The sequence below is a fragment of the Protofrankia sp. Cas3 genome, from assembly GCF_963555955.1.
Classification (GTDB): domain Bacteria; phylum Actinomycetota; class Actinomycetes; order Frankiales; family Frankiaceae; genus Protofrankia.
In genome coordinates this window covers 1-20,953 of sequence record NZ_CAUVXP010000107.1, presented here as the reverse complement: position 1 = coordinate 20,953, position 20,953 = coordinate 1, and the positions used below count along the sequence as shown (strand labels likewise).

At 70.8% G+C, this 20,953-nt stretch carries 18 protein-coding genes and 1 pseudogene; 10 read left to right on the top strand and 9 right to left on the bottom strand.

The features are described 5' to 3' along the window. Positions 1-94 precede the first annotated feature (94 nt). The 4 genes from U9983_RS18530 to U9983_RS18515 all read right to left on the bottom strand — a co-directional run bounded on the left by U9983_RS18530 (position 95) and on the right by U9983_RS18515 (position 4,896). Positions 95-1,336, bottom strand: coding sequence for an acyl-CoA dehydrogenase family protein (locus U9983_RS18530; RefSeq protein ID WP_322755245.1), 1,242 nt, complete (start codon positions 1,334-1,336; stop codon positions 95-97). Continuing rightward, positions 1,336-2,478: an acyl-CoA dehydrogenase family protein gene (locus U9983_RS18525; RefSeq protein ID WP_322755244.1), complete on the bottom strand. Its 1,143-nt coding sequence runs from the start codon at positions 2,476-2,478 to the stop codon at positions 1,336-1,338. Before U9983_RS18525 ends, U9983_RS18530 begins: the two co-directional genes overlap by 1 nt. Before the next feature lie 79 nt (positions 2,479-2,557). Next, positions 2,558-3,595 carry an acyl-CoA dehydrogenase family protein gene (locus U9983_RS18520; RefSeq protein WP_322755243.1) on the bottom strand — a complete coding sequence of 346 codons (1,038 nt, stop codon included), beginning with the start codon at positions 3,593-3,595 and terminating at the stop codon, positions 2,558-2,560. Then, the gene (locus tag U9983_RS18515; RefSeq protein WP_322755242.1) at positions 3,592-4,896 is read right to left on the bottom strand and encodes an acyl-CoA dehydrogenase family protein; all 1,305 of its coding nucleotides are present in this window, start codon (positions 4,894-4,896) and stop codon (positions 3,592-3,594) included. The genes U9983_RS18520 and U9983_RS18515 overlap by 4 nt, the downstream gene beginning before the upstream one ends. A 444-nt stretch (positions 4,897-5,340) precedes the next feature. On the opposite strand from U9983_RS18515, the gene U9983_RS18510 reads away from it, so the two are divergent. The 7 genes from U9983_RS18510 (at position 5,341) to U9983_RS18480 (ending at position 13,135) form a co-directional block, all read left to right on the top strand. Then, entirely contained in the window at positions 5,341-7,098 is a 1,758-nt protein-coding gene (locus U9983_RS18510; protein ID WP_322755241.1) for a class I adenylate-forming enzyme family protein, read from the top strand. Positions 7,099-7,256: 158 nt separating this feature from the next. After that, positions 7,257-8,027 (top strand): enoyl-CoA hydratase/isomerase family protein, encoded by a 771-nt coding sequence (locus U9983_RS18505; protein WP_322749845.1) that lies wholly within the window; start codon positions 7,257-7,259, stop codon positions 8,025-8,027. A 100-nt stretch (positions 8,028-8,127) separates the two neighbouring features. Continuing rightward, entirely contained in the window at positions 8,128-9,606 is a 1,479-nt protein-coding gene (locus U9983_RS18500; protein WP_322755240.1) for a Zn-ribbon domain-containing OB-fold protein, read from the top strand. Next, positions 9,603-10,763: a thiolase C-terminal domain-containing protein gene (locus U9983_RS18495; protein WP_322755239.1), complete on the top strand. Its 1,161-nt coding sequence runs from the start codon at positions 9,603-9,605 to the stop codon at positions 10,761-10,763. Before U9983_RS18500 ends, U9983_RS18495 begins: the two co-directional genes overlap by 4 nt. Positions 10,764-10,780: 17 nt before the next feature. Next, on the top strand, positions 10,781-11,956 hold the full coding sequence (locus U9983_RS18490) for an acetyl-CoA hydrolase/transferase C-terminal domain-containing protein (protein WP_322755238.1): 1,176 nt from the start codon (positions 10,781-10,783) through the stop codon (positions 11,954-11,956). A gap of 79 nt (positions 11,957-12,035) precedes the next feature. Then, the gene (locus tag U9983_RS18485) at positions 12,036-12,848 is read left to right on the top strand and encodes a FadR/GntR family transcriptional regulator (protein ID WP_322755237.1); all 813 of its coding nucleotides are present in this window, start codon (positions 12,036-12,038) and stop codon (positions 12,846-12,848) included. An 86-nt stretch (positions 12,849-12,934) separates the two neighbouring features. Beyond that, positions 12,935-13,135, top strand: coding sequence for a transposase (locus tag U9983_RS18480; protein ID WP_322755236.1), 201 nt, complete (start codon positions 12,935-12,937; stop codon positions 13,133-13,135). Positions 13,136-13,164: 29 nt separating this feature from the next. Here U9983_RS18480 and U9983_RS18475 read toward each other — a convergent pair whose 3' ends face one another. The 3 genes from U9983_RS18475 to U9983_RS18465 all read right to left on the bottom strand — a co-directional run bounded on the left by U9983_RS18475 (position 13,165) and on the right by U9983_RS18465 (position 16,228). After that, positions 13,165-14,127 carry an enoyl-CoA hydratase/isomerase family protein gene (locus U9983_RS18475; RefSeq protein ID WP_322755235.1) on the bottom strand — a complete coding sequence of 321 codons (963 nt, stop codon included), beginning with the start codon at positions 14,125-14,127 and terminating at the stop codon, positions 13,165-13,167. Between the two features lie 127 nt (positions 14,128-14,254). After that, positions 14,255-15,259, bottom strand: coding sequence for an NADP-dependent oxidoreductase (locus U9983_RS18470; protein WP_416211438.1), 1,005 nt, complete (start codon positions 15,257-15,259; stop codon positions 14,255-14,257). 264 nt (positions 15,260-15,523) lie between these two features. Next, positions 15,524-16,228, bottom strand: a complete 705-nt coding sequence (locus U9983_RS18465) for an SDR family oxidoreductase (protein ID WP_322749853.1) — start codon at positions 16,226-16,228, stop codon at positions 15,524-15,526. A 281-nt stretch (positions 16,229-16,509) separates the two neighbouring features. Here U9983_RS18465 and U9983_RS18460 point away from each other — a divergent pair. After that, positions 16,510-17,123: pseudogene (locus U9983_RS18460) on the top strand (TetR/AcrR family transcriptional regulator). A 261-nt stretch (positions 17,124-17,384) separates the two neighbouring features. Next, positions 17,385-18,215 (top strand): enoyl-CoA hydratase/isomerase family protein, encoded by an 831-nt coding sequence (locus U9983_RS18455; protein ID WP_322749855.1) that lies wholly within the window; start codon positions 17,385-17,387, stop codon positions 18,213-18,215. Between the two features lie 309 nt (positions 18,216-18,524). Here U9983_RS18455 and U9983_RS18450 read toward each other — a convergent pair whose 3' ends face one another. Both U9983_RS18450 and U9983_RS18445 read right to left on the bottom strand, forming a co-directional pair. After that, entirely contained in the window at positions 18,525-19,796 is a 1,272-nt protein-coding gene (locus U9983_RS18450; RefSeq protein ID WP_322755232.1) for an MFS transporter, read from the bottom strand. A 138-nt stretch (positions 19,797-19,934) separates the two neighbouring features. Beyond that, on the bottom strand, positions 19,935-20,684 hold the full coding sequence (locus tag U9983_RS18445; protein ID WP_322755231.1) for a hypothetical protein: 750 nt from the start codon (positions 20,682-20,684) through the stop codon (positions 19,935-19,937). Here U9983_RS18445 and U9983_RS18440 point away from each other — a divergent pair. Next, positions 20,666-20,953: TadE/TadG family type IV pilus assembly protein (locus U9983_RS18440; RefSeq protein WP_322755230.1), on the top strand; the 288-nt coding region annotated here is incomplete at its 3' end. The two genes, U9983_RS18445 and U9983_RS18440, sit on opposite strands and share 19 nt — an antisense overlap.

Sequence of the window (20,953 nt, the reverse complement as noted above, 5' to 3'; positions counted from 1 at the left end):
GACACTCGGCCTGCTCGTCACAGCCTTTAGCAGATCAAAGCGGTGAGCTACCTCGCCGGAGCCCTGGGTCGAAGTAGATGCCGACGTTCACCGCTCACGTCTCGTCGTGCGCCTGGCGGCTGACCGGTGCGGCCGTGAGGAGTGGCCAGAGCATGCTCTGTCCCTGCGCGACGACATGGCGTCCGAGGACGGTGCTCCAGTAGCGTTCCGAGCCGTACTCGTCGCGCCAGGACCACAGCCGGCGGGTGAAGTACTGAAGCGGGAACTCCATCGTCAGCCCGATCGCGCCGTGGATCTGATGGGCCCGGGCCGCGACCTCGCCGGCTGCCCGGCCCGCGATCAGTTTCGCTGCCGCCACCGCCATGATCGCCTCGCGGGACGGCGGGCCACCGACCGCCACACCGCCGCCACCCCCCAGAGACGCGCGATCCCGTACATGCACACCACCCGTCTCGCCCACGGCACCCGCCACACCTGCGTGGCCGGCCTCGGCCGCGACGAGCGCGTCGGTCGCCGTCTGGGCTGCGTGGCCGGCCAGCGCCGACTCCTCGGCGAGGAGCGCCAGATGCCGGCCGACCGCCTGAAACCGCCGGATGGGCTGGCCGAACTGCGTCCGCTGAGCGGCAAACGCCGTGGTCGCCACAACGATGTGCTCCATGGCCCCGGCCATCAGCAACGATCGGCTCAGTGCGCCGCGCAGCAATAACGCCTCGGCATTCACCCCGGCCGGGGGGACACCGACTGCCACGGCGACGGCGCCGTCGAAGACGACGGTGTCGAGCGGCTCGCCGGCGAGGTTGCGACCGGGTCTCACCTCAAGCGCGTCCCTGGCTACCAAGGCGACGACCGCACCGCCGTCGTCGCGGTCGCACAGGACGACGAGGTGCCCGGCAACCCGCGCCCACGGCACCCGGGCCGTGCCCGTCAGCATCGGCGCGTCACCGGGGCCCACACAGGAGATCCGCCCCGCCCCCGGCGGCACGACGGCCAGCACGGCGCCGACGGCCGGCGCGCCCGCCGACCGCGCGTCGGCGAGCGGTGCGTCGGGGATCGGCAGGCCGGCCGCCGCCAGCAGCCAGCCGCCGAGCAGGCCGGTCTCCGCCAGCGGCACCGCCGCGGCGAACCGCCCCGCGACGCGGAGCAGCACCGCGGCATCCCCGACGCCGCCCCCGGACCCACCGCGTTCCTCGGGCACCGACACCCACGGCAGGCCCGCCTCGGCCAGCGCACGCCAGAGGTCGGGGAGCCAGCCGCCTCCGGCCCGATCCTCGGTCCGACAGAGGTCGGTGAAGATCTGGATGGCTGACTCCTCGAGTAGCTCCCGATGGTCGTCCATCACAGGCCCTTCGCCACGATCGAATGCATGATCTCAGTCGTGCCGCCGCGGACGGTGAAGCCCGGCGCAACGAACATCGCCTCGGCCAGCAGCCGCTCGAACGCCGAGCCGTCGTCCGGTGAGAGGACTGCGCCGGACAGGTAGCGCAACGTCTCTACGACGTCCTGCTCGAACCGGGTACCCAGATCCTTCACGGCGGCCGCCTCCACTGCCGGATCCCGTCCGGCGTCGATGGCCTGGGCGATCGACAGCGAGAGGTTGCGGATCCCCCAGCACCGCGCCACCAGCGCTCCCACGGCGGCGGCGTCCTGCGGGTCGAGGTGGTCGGGGTCGAGTTCGCCGACGAACGCGCGGAGCACACGGAAAGTGGACAGCCAGCGGTCGGGCCCCGAGCGCTCGAATCCGAGCTCCGAGGTGACCTGTTTCCAGCCGTCACCGACCGCGCCCAGGACAAGGTCGTCGGGAACTCCGACGCCGACGAGAACGACCTCGCTGAAGTCACGGCGACCGTTCAGCAACTCGATCGGGCGGACCTGCACCCCCGGCGCGCGTAGGTCGACCAGCAGCTGGCTGAGGCCGGAGTGCCGGTCACCACCGGCCGCCGGGCTGGTCCGGCAGAGCACCGCGAACCAGTGGTTCAGGTGCGCGGTCGACGTCCAGATCTTGGTGCCGTTGACCAGCCAGCCCCCGTCCACCCGGGTGGCGGTGGTACGGACGCTGGCGAGATCGGAACCGGAGTCGGGCTCGCTCATGCCGATCGAGAAGAAACACCGCCCGGCGCAGATCTCCGGCAGGAAACGCCGCCGCTGCTCCTCGGTGCCGAACCGGAGGATCTGTTGCGCGGTCTGCCGGTCCGCCACCCAGTGGGCCATCACCGGCGCGCCCACGGCGAGAAGTTCCTCCACCACGATGAAGCGGTCCACCGCCCCCCGGCCCTGGCCGCCGTACTCGGGAGGTACTCCCATGCCGAGCCACCCCCGGGCGCCCAACGCCGCGCTGAACTCCGGCGAATGCTCGCTGTCCAGACCGAGTCCCGCGCGTAGGCCCAGGCGGGCCATCTCCTCGGCGACGAACGCGCGTATCTCGGACCGTAACGCGACTTCCTGCGCGGTCACTGTCACCGGGTCGAATCGCACCGACACCAGCCCCCTCTACCGACCGAGCGGCCTACCGACCCTCGTCCCTGCCGCCGCCCCCCGGCGTCGGCGCCGCGCCGCCCGATCACAGCGGCGGCAGGCGCGGGACGGTGCCGCTGGCCAGAAGACGCTCGCCGAGCTCCCAGGTGAGGTCGTCGGCGCTTCCGAACAGCGTGTCCAGGACGTACCCGCGGCGCACGTAGCGGTGCAGCTCGTGCTCGACGGTGAAGGCGATCGCTCCATGTACCTGCTGGCAGTGGGTGGCGGCGGTGAGAAAGGCGCGGCCAGCGAGAGCCTTCGCCGCGACGGCCGCGAGCTCACCGCCGTCCTCCCAGGCGAACGCGACCGCGTCCTCGGCGGCGCAGCGCGCGACGTGGACGTCGGCCAGCCGATGCTTCACCGCCTGGAACGATCCGATCGGGCGGCCGTACTGTTCGCGCTGGATAACGTAGGTCACCGTCGCCTCCAGCATGGCCGCCGCGATCCCGACGAGCTGGCCGGCCAGGAAGCGGCGGGCCATGGCCGTGGCCGCGGCCACCCTGGGTCCGCCAGCGACGACGCTGCACCCGCCGGCGGCGACCGTGCCCCGGACCGCGAGCAGGCCGAGGTCGGGGTCGAGCCCACCCACCGGCACGACGCTCACGCTCGCGCTGGTCGGGTCTACCGCCACAACGCCGCCGTCCGTCGCGACCAGCAGGCGCTTCGCCCGTCCAGCGCCGGCCAGGACGAACCCGTCCACCACCAGCCCTCCGTCGAACCGGACGCCCGCGACGGCCGCCGCGGGGCCACGGGCCGGCAGCGGCGGCAGGACCACCGCGGTCACATCGTCGGCGGGCAGGCCGAGTGCGTGCAGCACCGCAAGATCGAGAGCTGGCCCGGGCACGAGGCCGCGGCCGCTCTCCTCCGCGAGCACCGCGAGCACCGCCGCCGCGCTGGTGCGGGAACCGGCACCAGCGCCGGCACCAGGGTCAATGTCAGGATCGGCATCGTGTTCAAGACCGGGATCGACGAGGTCCGCCCAGCCCGATTCCAGCAGCGCGGTGGGAAGCGCCGCCGCCTCCGTCCCCCGGAGCACCCGGCACAGGGAGGAACGCACCAGGGCGAGTTCGTCGGCGTCCATCATCGCCCCCGAGGGAGACCGAGCAGCCGCTCGGCGATGAGATCCCGCTGCACCTCGGCGCTCCCCCCGTAGATCGTGGTGATGCGGCTGTAGGACCACCGGCGTCTCGACAACGCCGCGTCGTCGCCGTCATCGGTCACGAACGGCGGCCACAGCAGGCTGCGCACCGCGTCGGCCACGGTCTGCTCGGCGATCCCCAGCATCACTTTGTCGACGGAGATCTCCGGGCCGAGTTCCTGGCCGTCGCTGAGCGCGGTGAGCGTCCCCCGGCACTTCGCCCGCAGCGCGTAGTAGCGCAGGAAGGCGTCGCCGATGATCCCCGGGGCGGCCGGCGGCGGGGCTGGAGCCTCGGGACCGCGGGGCGTCAGGAGTTCCTCGAGCCGGGCCCGCAGATCCGCCTGCCGCTGCCAGGCGTACGCGCCCCGCTCGAACTGCATCAGGTACATGACCACCCGCCAGCCGCCGCCGACCTCGCCGACGACCTGGTCCCGGCCGACCACCGCGCCGTCCAGCCAGATCTCGGCGACTTCGGCCCGGCCGTCGACGCACGCGATGGGTCGGGTCGTCACCCCCGGGGTGGCGAGGTCGAGCCAGAACATCGTCAGGCCCCGGTAGCCGCTGTCCGCAGGACCCGTCCGGGCCAGCAGCGCGCACCCGGTCGCGACGTGACCGTCCGAGCTCCACGTCTTCTGGCCGGTGATCCGGAACTGGTCGTCGTCCGCCACCGCCCGGGTCCGCAGCGACGCGAGGTCGCTGCCCGCGTCGGGTTCGGAGAACCCCTGGCACCAGACCTCGTCCCCGGCGATGGCGGCGGCCAGGTGCTCGGTGGCGAGCCGGGGCGCGAACCGGACGAGCATCGACCCGACGATGTCGGTGTTGCCGAGCACCTCGGGCACGACATATCCGGCGGCCGCCAGCTCGTCGATCACGACCGCCCGCGCCAGCCGCGATCCCCCGAGCCCGCCGTGCGCCACCGGCCAGCCCAGACGCGTCCAGCCCGCGTCGAACAGCAGTCGCTGGAGCGGCCGCTGTTCGACGAGCTGCTCCTCCAGGGACACCGGCCGCTCCCGGCGGAAGGGCTCCAGGTCTGCGCGGCGCTCATGAAGCCACCGGTGGAACCCGTCCCGTACGCCCGCCAGGGCCGCCTCGGGGTCAGCGGCGATCACACCAGGCACCGTCACAACTCTCCTAACTGGCGGCGAGAGAGCAGACGGCTCCCACCCGGCCGTCGCCGTACCGACAAAGCCAGCGCCGACCGAGCCGAGGTCAACCGCTCCGGCCACGTTCACGTAAAGCTCAGACATCTATACACATGATTTTGGAAGCACGCAACCAATGAGACCCGCGAATCCCGAGCCCCCCGGCCTAGCGTCGTCGTCACGCGGGTGCCCGCGTGACGACGACGAGCGCCACGATGCCTCCGGGACTCCGCGATGTGCCAGCCAGGTGGTTCGCCTGGCAGACCGGCGCGTGCGCCGGCGACCCTGGCGGGTGCGGCGGCGGACCGCCAAGCCCGTTCGGACCCCGCAGAGCCGCGTCCAGCCGAACCGGTGGGACTTCGGCCCCGGCGGGACCCGACTGGATCGGCAGGGCACCGCAGCAAAACTATCGCTATAGTCATCCGCGGATGGTCTTCAAAAGGCGCTGGGGTAGATCGCGGCACCGACCTGGCCGCATCCTGATCGCCCTGCCGGGCCACCTGTCCGGCAGGGGGCAGCGCCGAAGCCCGAACGGAGTACGCCACAGCCGTGACAGTGAAATCGCCGAAGTCGCCGGTTACGACACCCGGCCGGCCGGCTGCCTGCTGGCCCGCCAGGGACGGCACACCCTGGATCGACGAACCCGTCGGCGAACTGCTCGGCCGGCGAGCGCGAGCCTCTGCGAACCGCCCGGCCCTGTACTGGCTGGAGCACCGTGACCTGCGGGTTGTCACCTATGGCGAGCTGTACGTCGATGCGGCCCGCTGTGCCCGGGGGCTGGCGGCCGTGCTGCCTCCGGGCGGGTTCGTGGCGGTGTGCGCTCCCAACTCGGTCGAGTGGGTGGTGCTGGAGTACGCTGCCGCACTCGCCGGGGTCGTCCTCGTGCCGATCAACCCGAGCATGGCTGACCCGGAGATCGAGCACATCCTGCGGTTGACCGGGGCCGGCCTCGTACTCACGGTGGAGGCGTTCCGCGGCCAGCCGGTTGCGGCCCGCATCCGGATCCTGGCGGAGGCGCTCACCGTACCAGTCACCGTGGACGATCTATCACTGTGGTTTCAGTGCACGATCATGAGCCCGGCGAACCAGGGGCCACCGGTGCCGCCACCGAGTGTGGCGCCGACGTCCCTGCCACCTGGGCCACCCGTGCCGCTGGCGCCGTTGCCACCTGGGCCGCCGCTCCCGACGGTTCGACCCGAGGACCCGTTCCTCGTGCAGTACACCTCTGGCACGACCGGCCGGCCGAAGGGAGCCCTGCACAGTCACGCCAGCGCGGTCAACGCAGCCGCCACCTGGGTCGCTGACTGGGATCACAGCCCGGACGACGTTCTCGTCGCTCCTGTCCCCCTGCACCACGTCGGGGCGTCGATCACCGGTCTGCTCGGTTGCCTGACGACCGGCTCGGCCCTGGGCCTGCTGCCGGACTACGACCCCGGCGCAATCGTCGAACTGCTGCGGCGCAGCCACGCGACGGTGCTCGCGGCCGTGCCCACCATGCTCTTCGACCTACAACGCCTGCCCGGTTTCGACGTCAGCGTGCTCACGGATCTGCGGATCGTGGTCGGCGGCGGTGCCGCGGTGCCGGCGTCCACCGTTGCCCGGATCGAAGCAGACTTCGGCGCACGGTTCGTCGTGTCCTACGGCCAGAGCGAGTCCCCCGCCATCCTGCAAACCCCCGCGGCGGACAGCGTGGAGGTCAAGGCGACGACCCTCGGCCGGCCGCTGCCCGGGAGAGCGGTCCGGATCGCCCGGCGTGGCGGCGACGGCTCCGAGGGCAGCGACGCCGGAACCGCCGAGCTGGATGAGATCGGCGAAATCTGCGTACGGACCCGGACCAGGATGTCGGAGTACCTACATCAACCCGAGGCGACCGCCGAGGTGATCGACTCGGACGGCTGGCTGCACACCGGCGACCTCGGCGCGATGGACGAGCGCGGGTACGTCAGTTTCCACGGCCGAGCCCGGGACGTGATCATCCGCGGCGGCGAGAACCTCTACCCCAGCGAGATCGAGGCGGTCCTGGCCGAACACCCGGCGGTGGCGGCGGTGGCGATGGTCGGGGCACCGGACGAACGTTGGGGTGAGGTGCCAGTCGCCTTCGTCCAGCTCACGCAGGCCGCCGCGTCCAGCGCGTCCGGTGAGGGGGCGGCGGAGGTGCAGCTCCGCGAGTCACTCGAGGCGCACGGGCGGGCGCGGTTGGCGTCCTTCAAGGTGCCTCGCCGCTGGTTCTTCGTCGAGGCGATGCCCATGACGGCGTCCGGCAAGATCCGCAAGGTGGAGTTGCGGGAGCGTCTGACCGACCAATGACCACCAATGACCACCAATGTCCTGCCCCAGCCTGCCCTGCCTGGCCTGGTTGGCCTGCCGCCCAGGTCGACGGGGTCGGCGCGGGGCCGCGCGGAGCCGCCGCGGGGGCGGGAGCGACGCGCGCCGCGGCGTACCACCCCACGAGAGGGAGACCAGACATGGACAACCCGTTCGCACCGGACCTGCTGATCGAGGAGGACGGTCCGGTCCGCATCGTGACGATGAACCGGCCCGAGGCGCTCAACGCGTTCAGCCCGAGCCTGCACGCGGCCGTCGCGAAGGTGTGGCGGCACGTGGCCGACGACCCTGACGCGCGGGCGGTCGTGTTCACCGGAGCCGGGCGCGCCTTCAGCGCCGGCGGGGACATGGAGCTGTTTCGGGTCATCGCGAAGGACCGGGAGCAGCGGCGCCGGCTGCTCGACGAGGCGCGGACGGTCGTCCTCGAGCTGATCGAGTGCCCGCTGCCGGTGATCGGCGCGGTCAACGGGCCGGCGATCGGGCTGGGCTGCAGCCTCGCGGTCCTCTGCGACCTGATCGTGATGTCGGAGCAGGCCTACCTGTCGGACCCGCACGTCTCGGTCGGGCTGACCGCCGGCGACGGTGGGGCGCCCACCTGGCCGACGGTAATGAGCCTGCCGCGGGCTAAGGAGTACCTGTTCACCGGCGATCGCATCACCGCCGAGACCGCACTCCAGCTGGGCATCGCCAACCGCGTCACCCCGGCCGAGACGACCCTGGCCACCGCCCTCGAACTGGCCCACCGCCTCGCACAGCAGCCGCCGCAGGCGCTGCAGAGCACGAAGCGCGCGGTCAACATGCACCTGCGCCGGGCCGTGGACGGCGTCCTGGAGTACGCGCTGGCGGCCGAATACCACTCCTTCGACACCGACGAGCACCACGAAGCCGTCTCGCGCTTCCTATCCCGATAGACCCATCCCCAGCCCCGCACCCGCGCTCTCCGCAGCCCGTTTCGGGTCAGAGTGGGCGGTGGAAATGCAACCGGCGGCGCTCGTGAAGAGAGGTGACGGCGTGACGGTCCATCTGCGGGCTCTGGCGACCCATCTGCCAGCGTGGGGAACCGTCCGGATCCGGCTGGGCGGCCCGGACGAGGACGCGGTGACCCTCGCGGTGGCCGCCGGCCGTGCTGCCCTGGCCGCGGCCGGCGACACCGGGCAGGCCGGCGGGGTTGACCGGGCCGGCCCCACCGACAGCGCCGGCGCGGCTGACACGGCAGGTGAGGCCGGCTGGGCCGACCTGGTCGAACGAGTGGTTCTGGTCACTCGGGATGTGCCGTTGCTGGCGGGCGGGAGCACCGCCGTGCTGCTGGCGGGGCTGGATCTGCCGGACAGCGTGCCGGCGGTCCAGATCCTCGGCGGTGCGCCGGCCGCGCTCGACGCGGTGACCGGCGCCCAGCCGGGCACGCTCGTCATCGGGGTCGACGTCGCCGGCGCGGCGGGGGCTGGAGCCGGGGCGGCCCTGGTCGGCGACGCGGGCACGGCGTTGCGGCCGCTCGCCCGCTGTGACCGCAGCCTGCCCGTCCTCGTCCGGGACGATCACGGCCGGGTGTCGGACTACGCCGACGCCCGGCTGCTGCGTGACCGCGGGCTGCACGCGAACCTCGCCCGGCTTGCGTTGCCGGACAGGCCGATCGCCGTCGCCGGACTGACCGGCAACGAGGCGAAAGCCGTGACGGCGGGTGGGGCGGGCAGTACCCCGGCGCCGACTACCGGGGCCAGCGCGGTGTTCTTTGCGCTGGCCGGCGTGATCGGCCAGGCCGAAGCCGGGCCGGTCCTCGCGGTGGAGCAGGCGACGCTCGTGGCCGCGGCCGTCGAACCCGCGCCGGCAACGGCGACGGCAGCCACCCCCGCGCCCCAGACCCAGACCCAGACCCAGACCCAGACCGCGGCCCAGGCCCCGGCTCCGACCCGGACCGCGCTCGCGGTCCACGCGCCCGCGCCGCGCGCCCTGCCGGTCCGGCGGATGTCCTCCGAGGCCCAGATCGCGATCTCGTTGCCGGCCTACGAGCGGGCTTTCGAGGCCAAGGTCCGGCTCCGCGCCGGCCGGTGCGGCACGTGCGGGACGTTGTCCCTGCCACCCCGGTCACGGTGCCTGGAATGCGGCGTGGAAGGTTCCCCTGAGCTGGTGGCGCTGCCACGGGAGGCGACCGTCTACTCGGCGGTGACGATCAACGTTCCGGTCCCCGGGCTGGCCACCCCCTACAGCCTGGCTCTGGTCGAGCTGGGCGATAGCGGCGTCCGGTTGCTGACCCACGTCACCGACGCCGAACCTGGAGCGGTCGCGATCGGTGACCGCGGCCGCGTGCTGCTCCGTCGCGTCGCGATCCGAAGCGGAGTGCCGGACTACGGGTACGCGTTCGCCCCGTCCAAGCCCACACCCGAACCCGCGCCAGAGCCGGCGGCCGCGGAGGCATCTGTGCCCTTGCCGGTGCCCGCAACACTCAAGCCCACATCGAGCGCCGGTCCGGTCTCCAGGGAGGTCCAGGGATGAGAAAGGTAGCGATCGTCGGGGCGGGGATGACTCCGTTCGGGGAGCACTTCGACCTGGGTATCAAAGATCTCCTCCCGCTCGCGGTGACGGAGGCGCTGGCGAGCGTCGACCGTGGGCTCGACCGGACGGCGATCGACGCCGCGTGGTTCGGCGAACTGTCGACCACCGACGGCTTCCCCTCCGGGGTACTGGCCGATTCCTGCGGCCTGCTCGACATCCCTGTGACCCGGATCGAGAACGCCTGCGCGACCGGCAACGACGCGCTGCGCAACGCGTTCTTCGCCGTCGCCAGCGGGCATGTCGACGTCGCGCTCGTCGTCGGCGGCGACAAGGTGCGCGAAACCTCGGCCCGCGCCACCTTCTGGGACTGGATGGCGATGACCCGCGACATGGCCTGGGACTACCCGCTCGGCCTGGTCGCGCCGGCCAACTTCGCCCTGCACGCGGCCCGTTACCTGTACGAATCCCCGGCGACCCGGGAACACATGGCCATGGTCGCGGTGAAGAACCACCACAACGCCGTGACCAACCCGAAGGCACATCTGCGCTTCGAGATCACGATGGAGCAGGTCCTGGCCGCGCCGATGGTCGTCGCCCCGTTCGGGCTGTACGACTGCACCCCGCAGAGCGACGGTGCGGCCGCCCTGGTCATCGCCGGCGAGGACGTCGCCGACCGCTACACCGCGCACCCGGTCTGGGTGCGCGGTGTCGGGCTCGGCCTAGACAGAATCATGCACCAGCACAAACGGGACATGACGACCTTCCCGGCAACGGTGAAGGCGGCGAAGCAGGCCTTCACGATGGCCGGCCTCTCCCCCGCCGACGTCGACGTCGCCGAGGTCCACGACTGCTTCTCCGCGGTCGAACTGATCAGCTATGAGGACCTCGGGTTCTGCGACCGGTTCGGCGCGGCCGAGCTGGTCTCCTCCGGCGCGACGACGCTGCAGGGCCGCATCCCGGTCAACCCGAGCGGAGGCCTCAAGGCCAAGGGCCACCCACCGGGCGCCACCGGCGTCGCCCAGTGCGTGGAGCTGGTCGAACAGCTTCGCGGCGAGGCGGCGAACCAGATCGACCGGGCAAGGGTGGCACTCGCGCACAACATCGGTGGGCCGACGGCGGTGTCAGCCGTCACGCTGCTGTCCACCGACCGTGGCTGACCAAGGGGTCACCGACAGTGGCTGACGCCGGGACCGCCGCGCTGCGGGACCTCATCCGCGCCGGCTCCCGGATCGCGATCGCCGACGGCGTCGGCGCCCCCCGCGCCGTATCCGCCGAGCTGAGCGCGCTCGCCCGCGGGTACGGCGACGTATCGCTGCTGCTGGGCTGGGTGCCGGCCGCCGACCCCGGGCTTGATCTCACCGCGTTCACCGAGGTCCGGGCGCTGATGGGTGGCTGGGGGTTGCGCCGCGCGATCGACACCGGCCATGTGCGCTACCTGCCCGTCGCCTTGGGCGCGACTCCGGCATTGGTCCGCGGCCCGCTGCGCCCCGATGTGCTCGTCGCCGCGCTCGTCGAGGTACCAGGCGGTTTCGCGTTCGGTAGCGAGGTGTCCTGGATGCGGGCCGCCGTCGGCGCCGGCACCGTCGTCGCGGCCGTCGTCAACGACGCGCTACCACGGGCCGACGCGGGCCCACCGCTACCGGCTGACCAGGTGGTCGTCGTTGCCCGCGCCAACCAGCCGCCGCTGGAGATCCCGCCCGCGCGGATCGGTCCGGAACACGCGGCGATCGCGCGGCATGTCGTGACGTTGATTCCCAGCGGTGCACGGGTGCAGGTCGGACCCGGGCCGCTCGGCGCCGCCACCCTGGACGCGCTGCGGGTGCCTGTGTACCTCGACACGGGGCTCATCCTCGACGGGGTGGTGGACCTCGCTGAACGCGGGCTCCTGGCGGGCAGCTCGATGGCCAACCCGATGGGTGCCTACCTGGCCGGCAGCCGTCGGCTCTACGCCTGGGCCGACCAGCGCCCGATCCTGCACCCCGTCGAGGTCACCCATGACGCCCACCGGCTGTCCACCGGGATACCGTTCATCGCTGTCAACACGGCTCTCGAAGTGGATCTCGACGCGCAGGTCAACGTGGAAGGCACCGCGGCATCAACTCTCGGCGGCATCGGCGGGCACCCCGACTTCGCCGCCGGCGCGGCCCGTTCCGACGGGCTATCCGTGATCGCCGTCCCGACCCGGCATGCCAGGAGGTACACCCTGGTCGACCGGCTCAGCCGGCCGACGAGCACGCCGGCCCACGACGTCGACGTCGTGGTGACCGAGCAGGGGGCGGCTGACCTCCGCGGCCTCGACCGGGCCGAACGCCGCAACGCGCTGCTCAGGCTGTGGGGACGCCAACCGTGAAACCGCATGTAGAAATACCACCGGTGAGGCAGTCATGGCCGGTAACACCATCGGCAAGGGAACCATGAAAGTGAGCACCGTGAGTCAGAGCACCGCGGGTGAGCGCACAGCGGGTGGACGCACAGCGAATGAAGGCGCAGCCGGCGGGAAAGCGGTCGAAGCCGGCCGCAAGCCGAAAATCGCGGAGGTGACGGCGCGGGCCATCGGTGACCGGATCGTCGACCAGTCACTCACCGAAGGCGCCACGCTGCCGAACGAACGGCTCATGGCCGAGGAATTCGGGGTGGGCCGGACAACGATCCGGGAGGCGTTGCGCCTGCTGGAAACCCAGGGCGTCATCCGGATCAAACCAGGACCGGGAGGCGGGCCCCAGGTTCGCCGCCCCCGCCCCGACGACCTCGTCGGCGCGATGACCCTGATCCTGCAGTTCCTCGGAGCGACACTCGACGAGGTCGCGGTCACCAGGGAAATCATCGAAACGGCGGTCACGGCAATGGCCGCCGAACACGCGACGCCCGACGACCTCGCCGGCCTGCAACAGACCATCGACACGATGCGGGCCAACCTCACCGACGACGCCGTGTTCTACCCCCAGAACGACGCCTTCCACGCCCAGCTCGCCCGAGCCTGCGGCAACACCGTCCTGCTGGTCATCGCCGAAACACTGGAACGGATGACCGCGAACACCAGCACCGAGGTCGAATACCCCGCGCGCACCCGGGCCCGCATCGCCGACGCCCACCAGCGGATCGTCGACGCGCTCCAGGACCGCGACATCCGCGGCGCAGCCGACGAAGCGGACGAGCACATGGGCGAGTTCCGCCGCTACGCCCGCCGGCACTACCCCCACCTACTCAACGAACCCGTCCGCTGGACCTCCAATGACCGCTAACCGCCGGCCGGCCACCCGCTGCCCGTAAGAGGTCGCGGGTGGTACCAGCTGTTTCTTCACCCTCACCAACAAGCTGTCCTTCCTCGGTGCGCTGGCCAGGCCCCCGGGCCCGCGACCGAGACGACGCCGAGCAGCGGCCGTACCGCTGGCTGGTGCACTGCCCTGACGCCGCCATCCCCGAGCTGACCCGCCTTGCCCGCACCATGGATGCGTTGCGAGAGGCGCTGTTGGCCCATTTCGACACCGACGGATTCAGCAACGGCCCGCGCGAGGCGATGAACTGCTGATCAAGAAGAAGCCACCAAATGGGCTCAATCTACTCACTTGAACTACCTCCGATACGACCGGCGCTGAGTGCCCGTGCGTACGTCTCCCGATCCAACAGAGGGAGCTCGCCAGTGGCGTCCGTGGTGGCAATATATTCAAGCATCCGCCGCTGAGCTTCCTTTGATTGATCCCTAACTAGGAACTCGGCGTGCTCAAGCTGCAAGCCGCGTTCGAGCGACAGAGAGCTGCCAAAGTATATGGATCGCTTAATTGCTCCGAGAGATTTCTTTGATCGTAGGCTCAGGTATTCTGCGCGCTCTATCGAACGCGCGAGTACCTCTTTCTGTGGCACCACTTCGTCGACTGCACCGAGCGAGAGCGCCTCTGCTGGTGTAAATGGCCTGCCTTCGAGAACAGCAACTAGCGTTTGCTGGGTACCAATTAGACGGGGCAATCGTTGAGAGCCTCCGCCACCCGGCGTAAGTGCGAGCAGGACTTCTGTTAAGCCGATGGCAAAGTCCCCGTCTGCCATGATGCGCAGATCACATGCCCATGCCAATTCCGCGCCGACGGCAAGTGCCGAACCATTGAGTGCCGCAATGAAGATGGTGCCGCTTGCATTCATCTTCAGGAAGGTCGCGTGGAAGCTATCGAGCTGCAAAAGTGTCTTGAGCCGGGTCATCCCCGCGAGCGTTCTGACAATTGGCAATCTATTTATGAGTCTCGCCGTGCGCGCGACAAGCCCGGCGAGGCGTGTATTGATGGGCGGGAATCCAGTGCCACCTTTTTGTAGCCAGCGAACATCAGAATGACTCAAGAAGCGATCAGGATGCGTGCCAGTGAAGACGACCGCGTGGATGTCCGGATCGCGGTCTGCGCGATCAACCAGTTCTTTCAATTGTTTGGCGATCGTGGCATCAAACAACGCATGCGGGCCTCCGTCGATACGAGCGACAAGTACCCCGGCGTGGCCTTCAACGGCAATGTGTCCTGCGGGCTGCGAGTTATCCATGTGATCCTCCGGTGAGTCGGCTGTGGTCGACGGTTTCAGGCACTCGTGCGGGTCACGCTCCGCGTGAAACGGCGACGCATTCTGTGCGCGGGGGCGTGCCGGCCCGGCGGCCTGGGCGGCAGGGGCATCATTTCATGCGGACGACGACCTTGCCGGCCCGGGTGCGTCCTTGCTCAAGGTGGGCCAGGGCTTCGCGGGTCTGTTCGAAGTCGAAGACGCGGTCCACGACCGGCCGGATGATCCCGGCGTCGATGAGGGCGGTGAGTTCGCGCAGTTGGTCACCGCTGGCCTTCATGAACAGGAACGAGTACGTCACCTGGTGTCGCCGGGCACGCCGGCGGATCCGGAAGCTCAACGCGGCGATTGCCAGCCGGATGACGGGATTGGCGCCCAGTTCCCTGGCGTAGGTGGGGTCGGGTGGCCCGGCGACGCTGATGACTGTCCCGCCGGGCTTGAGCACCTGCAGGGACCTGTCGAGGGTTTCGCCGCCGACGGTGTCGAGGACGACGTCGTAGTCGTGCAGGTTCGTCTCGAACGCCTGCTTCTGGTAGTCGATGACGACGTCCGCGCCGAGGTCCTTCACCAGGTCGGTCTTCGTCGCGCTCGCGGTCGTGGCCACGCTCGCGCCCAGGTGTTTCGCCAGTTGGATGGCGATGGTGCCGACGCCGCCGGCGCCGGCGTGGATGAGGATCTTCTGGCCGGGTCGCAGGTCGGCGAGTTCGACCAGAGCCTGCCAGGCGGTCAGTCCGACCAGGGGGATGGAGGCGGCCTCCTCCATGGTGAGCGTGGTCGGTTTGGTGGCGACGTCGTCCTGGTGGATGGCGATGAGTTCGGCGAACGTGCCCGTCCGGTTCTGGTCCGGGTGTGCGTAGACCTCGTCACCGACGGCGAAGCGCGTGACGCGGGCACCGACCGCGACGACCGTGCCGGCGAGGTCGTTGCCGAGGACGAACGGCGCCCGGTGCGGCAGGATCACCTTGAGGTCCCCGTTGCGGATCTTGATATCGAGCGGGTTGACGCTCGCCGCGTGAATCCGGACGAGGACGTCGTGATCGCCTACCTGCGGATCCGGCACATCACCGGCGCGTACGGTGTCGGCGTCCCCGTAGCGCTCGACCACAAATGCCTTCATCATTGTCTCCGTCTCTGGTTTGCGCTGCTCACAGCAGTGCAAAGATTGCTTTTCGGTCAGCGCGGCGTCGTCGCAAATCTCGTCTCAGGGATGAGCACTCGCCTTGGCTTTCGCCAGGAGCGGACCGGTGACGTGCTCGGTGTTTACGGCGTTCGCCCGCAGCCGCCGGGCCGGTGCCGTGACCAGTGCAGGCGGCTGGCGCCGGCCAGCAGGTGGCGCGGTTTCGCCGCCGGTCGGACCTGCTCCGGCTGTGCTGACCGCTAATTAGGGCAGGAGCTGGGCGAGTCGGGTTCCGATCGGCTGGTGCAGGCCGGCGCGGACCGCGCGGGTGAACTCGTCGGCCAGGATCTCCACGTCGCCCTTCTCGACACCGTCGAGGACTTGGCGGACCACGTCGGCGGGATCCGACTTGGCGGCGTCGATGCTGGCGACCATGTCGGTGTCGACGTACCCGACGTGGACTCCGACGACCTGCACGCCCCGGGGTCCGAGTTCCAGGCGCATGGCGTCGGTGGCGCTCCACACGGCCGCCTTGGATACCCCGTAGGTGCCGCCCGTGGGGAGCCAGGACGCCACCGAGGCCATGTTGATCACGATGCCGGAACGCTGCGCCAGGCGGTCGGCGAAGGCCGAGGACACGGCGAGCGTGCCGAACAGGTTCGTCTCCAGTTCGCCGCGCAGGGTGGCGGTGTCGGCGTCCAGGACCGAAACGCCGCGGGCGATGCCGGCGTTGTTCACCACGACGCTCACGTCCTGCGCGGTCTCGGCGGCGCGGGCCACCGAGCCGGCGTCGGTGACGTCGAGCTGCAGCGGCACCACGCGCGGGTCGTCGGCGACGATCGTCTGCGGGTCGCGGGCGGCGGCATAGACCTTCGCGACCCCGCGGTCGAGGAGCTGACGCACGAACTCCCGGCCCATGCCGCGGTTCGCACCGGTCACGAGGACGGTCTGGTCGACGAGCTGAGTCATGTCATTCTCCGGGAGTCAGTGCACTCGGTCGGACGCTGAGTGACGAGTACGCCGCTATACGGGGTTGTTTCGCAGACACGCGGCGGGCCATCTGCTGGATCGCCTGGTCGACTTCGGGTACGCGGCCGGCGGCGACGATGAACGAGCAATCCGATTACACTCATACGACCATAGAGTGAGAGAACGGCCGGGAGCAAGCCACTGGGCGAAATTAAATTATGGACGTACTCTCAATCTGATCGGGGGTGGTCGACGCGGGTCGCCGGCGGGTGAAGGAGTGTGTGGTGCGATACGGGAGAGAGCGCAAGCAGATGACGCGGCGGCGGATCATCGAGGCGGCCGGGCGCCGGTTCAAGACCGACGGCATCGACGGCTCGGGGATCGCCGCGCTCATGGCCGACGCGGGACTGACCAACGGCGCGTTCTACGCCCACTTCGACTCCAAGGACGACCTGGTCGTCGCCGCGGTCGCCGACCAGCTCCGCGAGCAGCGCGAGGGCCTGAGCGCGGCGGCACCCGGCCACGCCGGAGCCGAACAGTTCCTGCGGGAATACCTCTCGATCCGCCATCGCGACAGCCCCGAGGACGGCTGCCCGTCCGCCGCCCTGCTCGACGAGATCGCCCGCAGCGCGGATGCCGCCCGGCGCGCGTACACCGAGGGCATGCTGGCCGTCATCGACGACGTCGCCGCCCGGGTGGCACCCGACGATCCGCAGTCGGTGCGCGCGCAGGCGCTCAGCATCTACGCCCTGATGGTCGGGACGCTGCAACTCTCCCGCGCCCTGGCCGATCGCCGACTCGCCGACTCGCCGACGTGGTCCTCGAGCAGGGCATCCGGAGCGCCCTGACGCTGCTCGGCGCCGAAGACCGGCGATGGGGCACGAGCCTCCCTTGAAATTACAAATATAATTTCATGGCCGAGAGATCTTGCCGGCGGTCTTCTTCCCGGATTATGGTCTGATGATCGTAATCTAGAGCCACGGGCAAGCTGCACTTCCGCGAGACCGTCGTCGACGGCCTGGAGAACACCCTGGACGCGTTCCTCGCGATGATGCGCGGCGAGAACGTCGGAAAGATGGTCGTCCGGCTCTGAGGCATGTGCGGCGGGCCGCTTGCCCGCTCCCATCGAAACAACTACCACGAGATGAGTCATCCGATGAGCCAGCCCAGCACGATCCGCCTCGAGCGCACGACACCGCGGACCGCCACGATCACGTTCGCGAATCCGCCGATGAACCTGGTGGTTTCCGAGACCGTGGTGGCGCTGCACCGGATCGTCCGCGACCTCGACAACGACCCCGACATCCAGGTCGTCGTCTTCTCCAGCGAGGTCCCCGACTTCTTCTTCAACCACTTCGACGGCGCCGAGGCCGGCAACCTGCCCGTGCCCGAGCACGAGGACGACGCGCCGGTCTGGACCGACCTGGTCCTGCGGTTGAGCAAGGCCGCGTACGTCAGCATCGCGGCCATCCGGGGCCGCACCCGCGGCGCCGGCAACGAACTGGCCCTCGCCTGCGACCTGCGGTACGCCAGCCGGGAAAAGGCGATCTTCGGCCAGCCCGAGGTCGGTGTCGGCATCGTCCCCGGCGGCGGTGGCGCCGAGCGGCTCCCCCGCGCCATCGGCCGCGACCGGGCGCTCGAGGCGATCCTCGGCAGCGCCGACTATGACGCCGACCTGGCCGAGCGCTGGGGATGGGTCACCCGGACCCTGCCGGACGCGGAACTCGACGCCTTCGTCGACGCGACGGTCGCCCGCCTCGCCTCCTTCGACCGGCAGGCCCTGGCCACCGCCAAGGCGATGGTCGGCCGGGCCACCCTGCCGCCGGACGCCGACCTGATCGCATCCTACGGCGTGTTCGTGGACTCGCTGACCCGCCCGGCGCTCCTGCCCCGGGCGATGGCGCTCGGCGCGCTGGCCGCCGACAAGGGCCTGGACGTCGAATACCAGCTGGGCGAGTACCTCGGCGTGATCAACCAGAACCTCTGATCGTCTCCTCCGCGCGGCGGCCCCCCGGCGCGTGGGGCACTGAACCGAATGCGGGGTACGCCGTGCGCGGACGGCGTACCCCACGCCGCTCCTGCGGGCAGCTCGTGCCCGGGCAGGACCGTCTCCAAGCCGGGTCGACGAGCTCGTCCAGATCTTCGGTCCGCCCGCCAGCGTCGTCCCCGGCCTGCACATCGGGGTCCACGCCGACGCGGCCGGCCCGGTCGAACGGCGGGCACCAGAAGCGCTCGGGTTCATCAATATCGAAGCGCCCGCGGAGACGAACCGACGCGGTGGTGGCGCGTGACACGCTCAGGTGCGAGCGCGGGTTGGCGAACCCGCGCCTGGGCTGCGCCCGGCGTATCCCAGCCCGCCGAGTGCGAGCAGCATCCAGGCGGCCAGGTATCCGAACGCTGCCGGGGCGGAGACGGCGGTCCATATCGCGCCCGCGATGGCACTGGCGGCGACGTTGCCGGCAGCCTGGACGGTGGCGAGCAGACCGAACGCGGAGCCGCGGATGTCGGGCGGGGCGAGGCTGGCGACGGCGGTGTGCTGAGCGGTTTCGACGCAGCCGATCGCCAGGCCCGCCGCGGCGAACGGCAACGCGAGGAACGCCACGTTGGCACCGGCGAAGGCGAAGCCGGCGTAGGCGGCGGCGAACAGGCCGACACCGACGGTGAGGACGCGGATGGCGCCGTGCGGGCCGAGCCGGTCCGCGAACCGTCCGGCGGGCAGCGACGCGAGAGTCGCTGCGATATTGTAGAGGATGTAGAGCGCCAACGCGAGCTGGGTAGCGCGCTCTTGGCCGTGGCCGGGGCGCAGCAGGTCGGTGGCGCGCAGGATGAGCAGGGTGGCGGCGACGTTACCGACCTCGAACGCGGCGACCGCGGCCATCAGCGGGCCGAGCCCCGCCACGAGCACCGGGCGGACGCGGACACGCAGCGGCACCCGTGGGCGGGGCTCGGCTTTCGGGGCGTGGTGGATGGCGTAGACGATCGCGGCGGCGGCGAGCAGCCCGGGGATCACGGACAGGCCGATCGCGGCGCGGACACCGATCGCGGCGACCAGACCGAGCGCGAGCAGCGGCCCGAAGATCGCGCCGAGGTTGTCCATCATCCGCTCGAAGCCGTAGGCACGTCCGTAGACGGTCGGGGCGACGACATCGGCGAGCAGGGCGTTGCGGGCTGGCACTCGCAGGCCGCGGGCCGCCCAGGCTCCGGCGCGCAGCACCCCGACCTGCCAGACCGCGGTGGCCGCTCCGGTCAGCGCGCCGAGTGCGGCGGTGCTGGTGTAGCCACCGACCGCGACCCGCCGACGGCGGTGCGGGTCGTCGGCGAGCGCGCCGCCGACCAGGCGGGCGGTGCCGGCGAGCCCGTCGGAGACCCCTTCGATCAGCCCGAGGGCGGCGGCCGGCGCACCGAGGGTGACGGTGAGCAGGCTCGGCAGCAGCGCGGTGGGGATCTCGTGGCCGACGTCGGCGAGCAGGCTCGCGGTGCCGATGCCCGCGACCCCGCGGGTCAGCCACCGGCCCGAGCCGGCTTCCACGCGTGGGCTCGTGTCCGGCTGGGTAGCGGGGCTGGTCATGACAGGCAGTCTGCCGGCGGGCCGTCATACCCGCGCGTGCGCCGGGGTGGGCACCGCAACGGCGGCGGGCTCATGGCCGGACCGTGGCCCGGCGTCGGCGGTGTGAGCGCTGTGCGGGAAGGGATGGCTGGCCGCGTCCTATGTGCCTCTGGGCAGGGCGAACGGCAGGAGCGCGAGGTGGATCTCCCGGTTGGGGTCGCCGTTGGCATGCAGGACGAAGTCGTGCCGCTCGTCGGTGTGGTGGAGACCACGCCGCTTGAAGGTCGGGTACTGCTCAACCTCGTCAACGGCCTTCTCGATCGCGGCGGTGACGTCGACACGGCGGATGAACAGCAGCAACGCGGCCTTGGTGTCACGCCAGACGAGGTAGCCGAGCAGCTGGTTGAGAGCCTGGGGGACGGTCGAGGGGCCGTCCCCGATCTTGCATTCGCCGATGAAGATGTTGGCGTCGCCGTCGCCGTCGCGGATGAGGATGTCGGGCTTGCCGTTGCCGTTGAAGACCTCGCCGGCGGCCTGTCCCTCGAAGACCGCGTTGAGGTTGATCAGCAGCAGGTTGCGGATCTCTTCTTCGTCCAACTTCGCGACCGTGGACGGGTTGCGCTCGAGCGCGTTGCGCGAGTTGCGCGGCACCGCGAGCGCGGCTTCGTAGTCGGCGTCGGCCAGGACGGGCTCGGGCGCGAACGGCCCGGAGGCCGCGGGCCGGCGGACGGTGACTTTCCGTCGGATGACCGGCACCGCGTACCGTGCCGCGTCCGGTCGCTGCCGGATCGGGAATCCCAGCCCGGCCTCGAGCTGCCGGTCGGCCAGCAGCTTCGCTCGCCGGTCCGTGACCAGGCCGGGCGCGGCCAGTCGAATCGCGGCGATGTCCCATGACACCCGCCGTTGCACCGGCCGCACCCCGTGGCCATGACCGGGATCGGGACCGCGGCTCGGCCACCGCCGAACTGGTGCTGATCCTGCCGGTACTGCTGCTCATGCTGCTCTTCCTGGTCCTGTGCTACCGGGTGTCGGATGCGAAGCTGCGGATCGCCGACGTCGCCCACCAGGCCGCCCGCGCCGCCTCGATCGCCGGCACCCCCGGCCAAGCCGTCACCGACGCCCGTGCCACCGCGCAGACCGCCCTGGCCGACGCCGGGGTCACCTGCGAACACCTGACG

Excerpts from the sequence above, each read along its gene's own strand:
- U9983_RS18530 (WP_322755245.1), bottom strand. The coding sequence starts at position 1,336 with ATGGACGACCATCGGGAGCTACTCGAGGAGTCAGCCATCCAGATCTTC.
- U9983_RS18450 (WP_322755232.1), bottom strand. The coding sequence starts at position 19,796 with ATGACCAGCCCCGCTACCCAGCCGGACACGAGCCCACGCGTGGAAGCC.
- U9983_RS18455 (WP_322749855.1), top strand. The coding sequence starts at position 17,385 with ATGAGCCAGCCCAGCACGATCCGCCTCGAGCGCACGACACCGCGGACC.
- U9983_RS18495 (WP_322755239.1), top strand. The coding sequence starts at position 9,603 with ATGAGAAAGGTAGCGATCGTCGGGGCGGGGATGACTCCGTTCGGGGAG.
- U9983_RS18470 (WP_416211438.1), bottom strand. The coding sequence starts at position 15,259 with ATGAAGGCATTTGTGGTCGAGCGCTACGGGGACGCCGACACCGTACGC.
- U9983_RS18505 (WP_322749845.1), top strand. The coding sequence starts at position 7,257 with ATGGACAACCCGTTCGCACCGGACCTGCTGATCGAGGAGGACGGTCCG.
- U9983_RS18515 (WP_322755242.1), bottom strand. The coding sequence starts at position 4,896 with ATGTCTGAGCTTTACGTGAACGTGGCCGGAGCGGTTGACCTCGGCTCG.
- U9983_RS18520 (WP_322755243.1), bottom strand. The coding sequence starts at position 3,595 with ATGATGGACGCCGACGAACTCGCCCTGGTGCGTTCCTCCCTGTGCCGG.
- U9983_RS18465 (WP_322749853.1), bottom strand. The coding sequence starts at position 16,228 with ATGACTCAGCTCGTCGACCAGACCGTCCTCGTGACCGGTGCGAACCGC.
- U9983_RS18475 (WP_322755235.1), bottom strand. The coding sequence starts at position 14,127 with ATGGATAACTCGCAGCCCGCAGGACACATTGCCGTTGAAGGCCACGCC.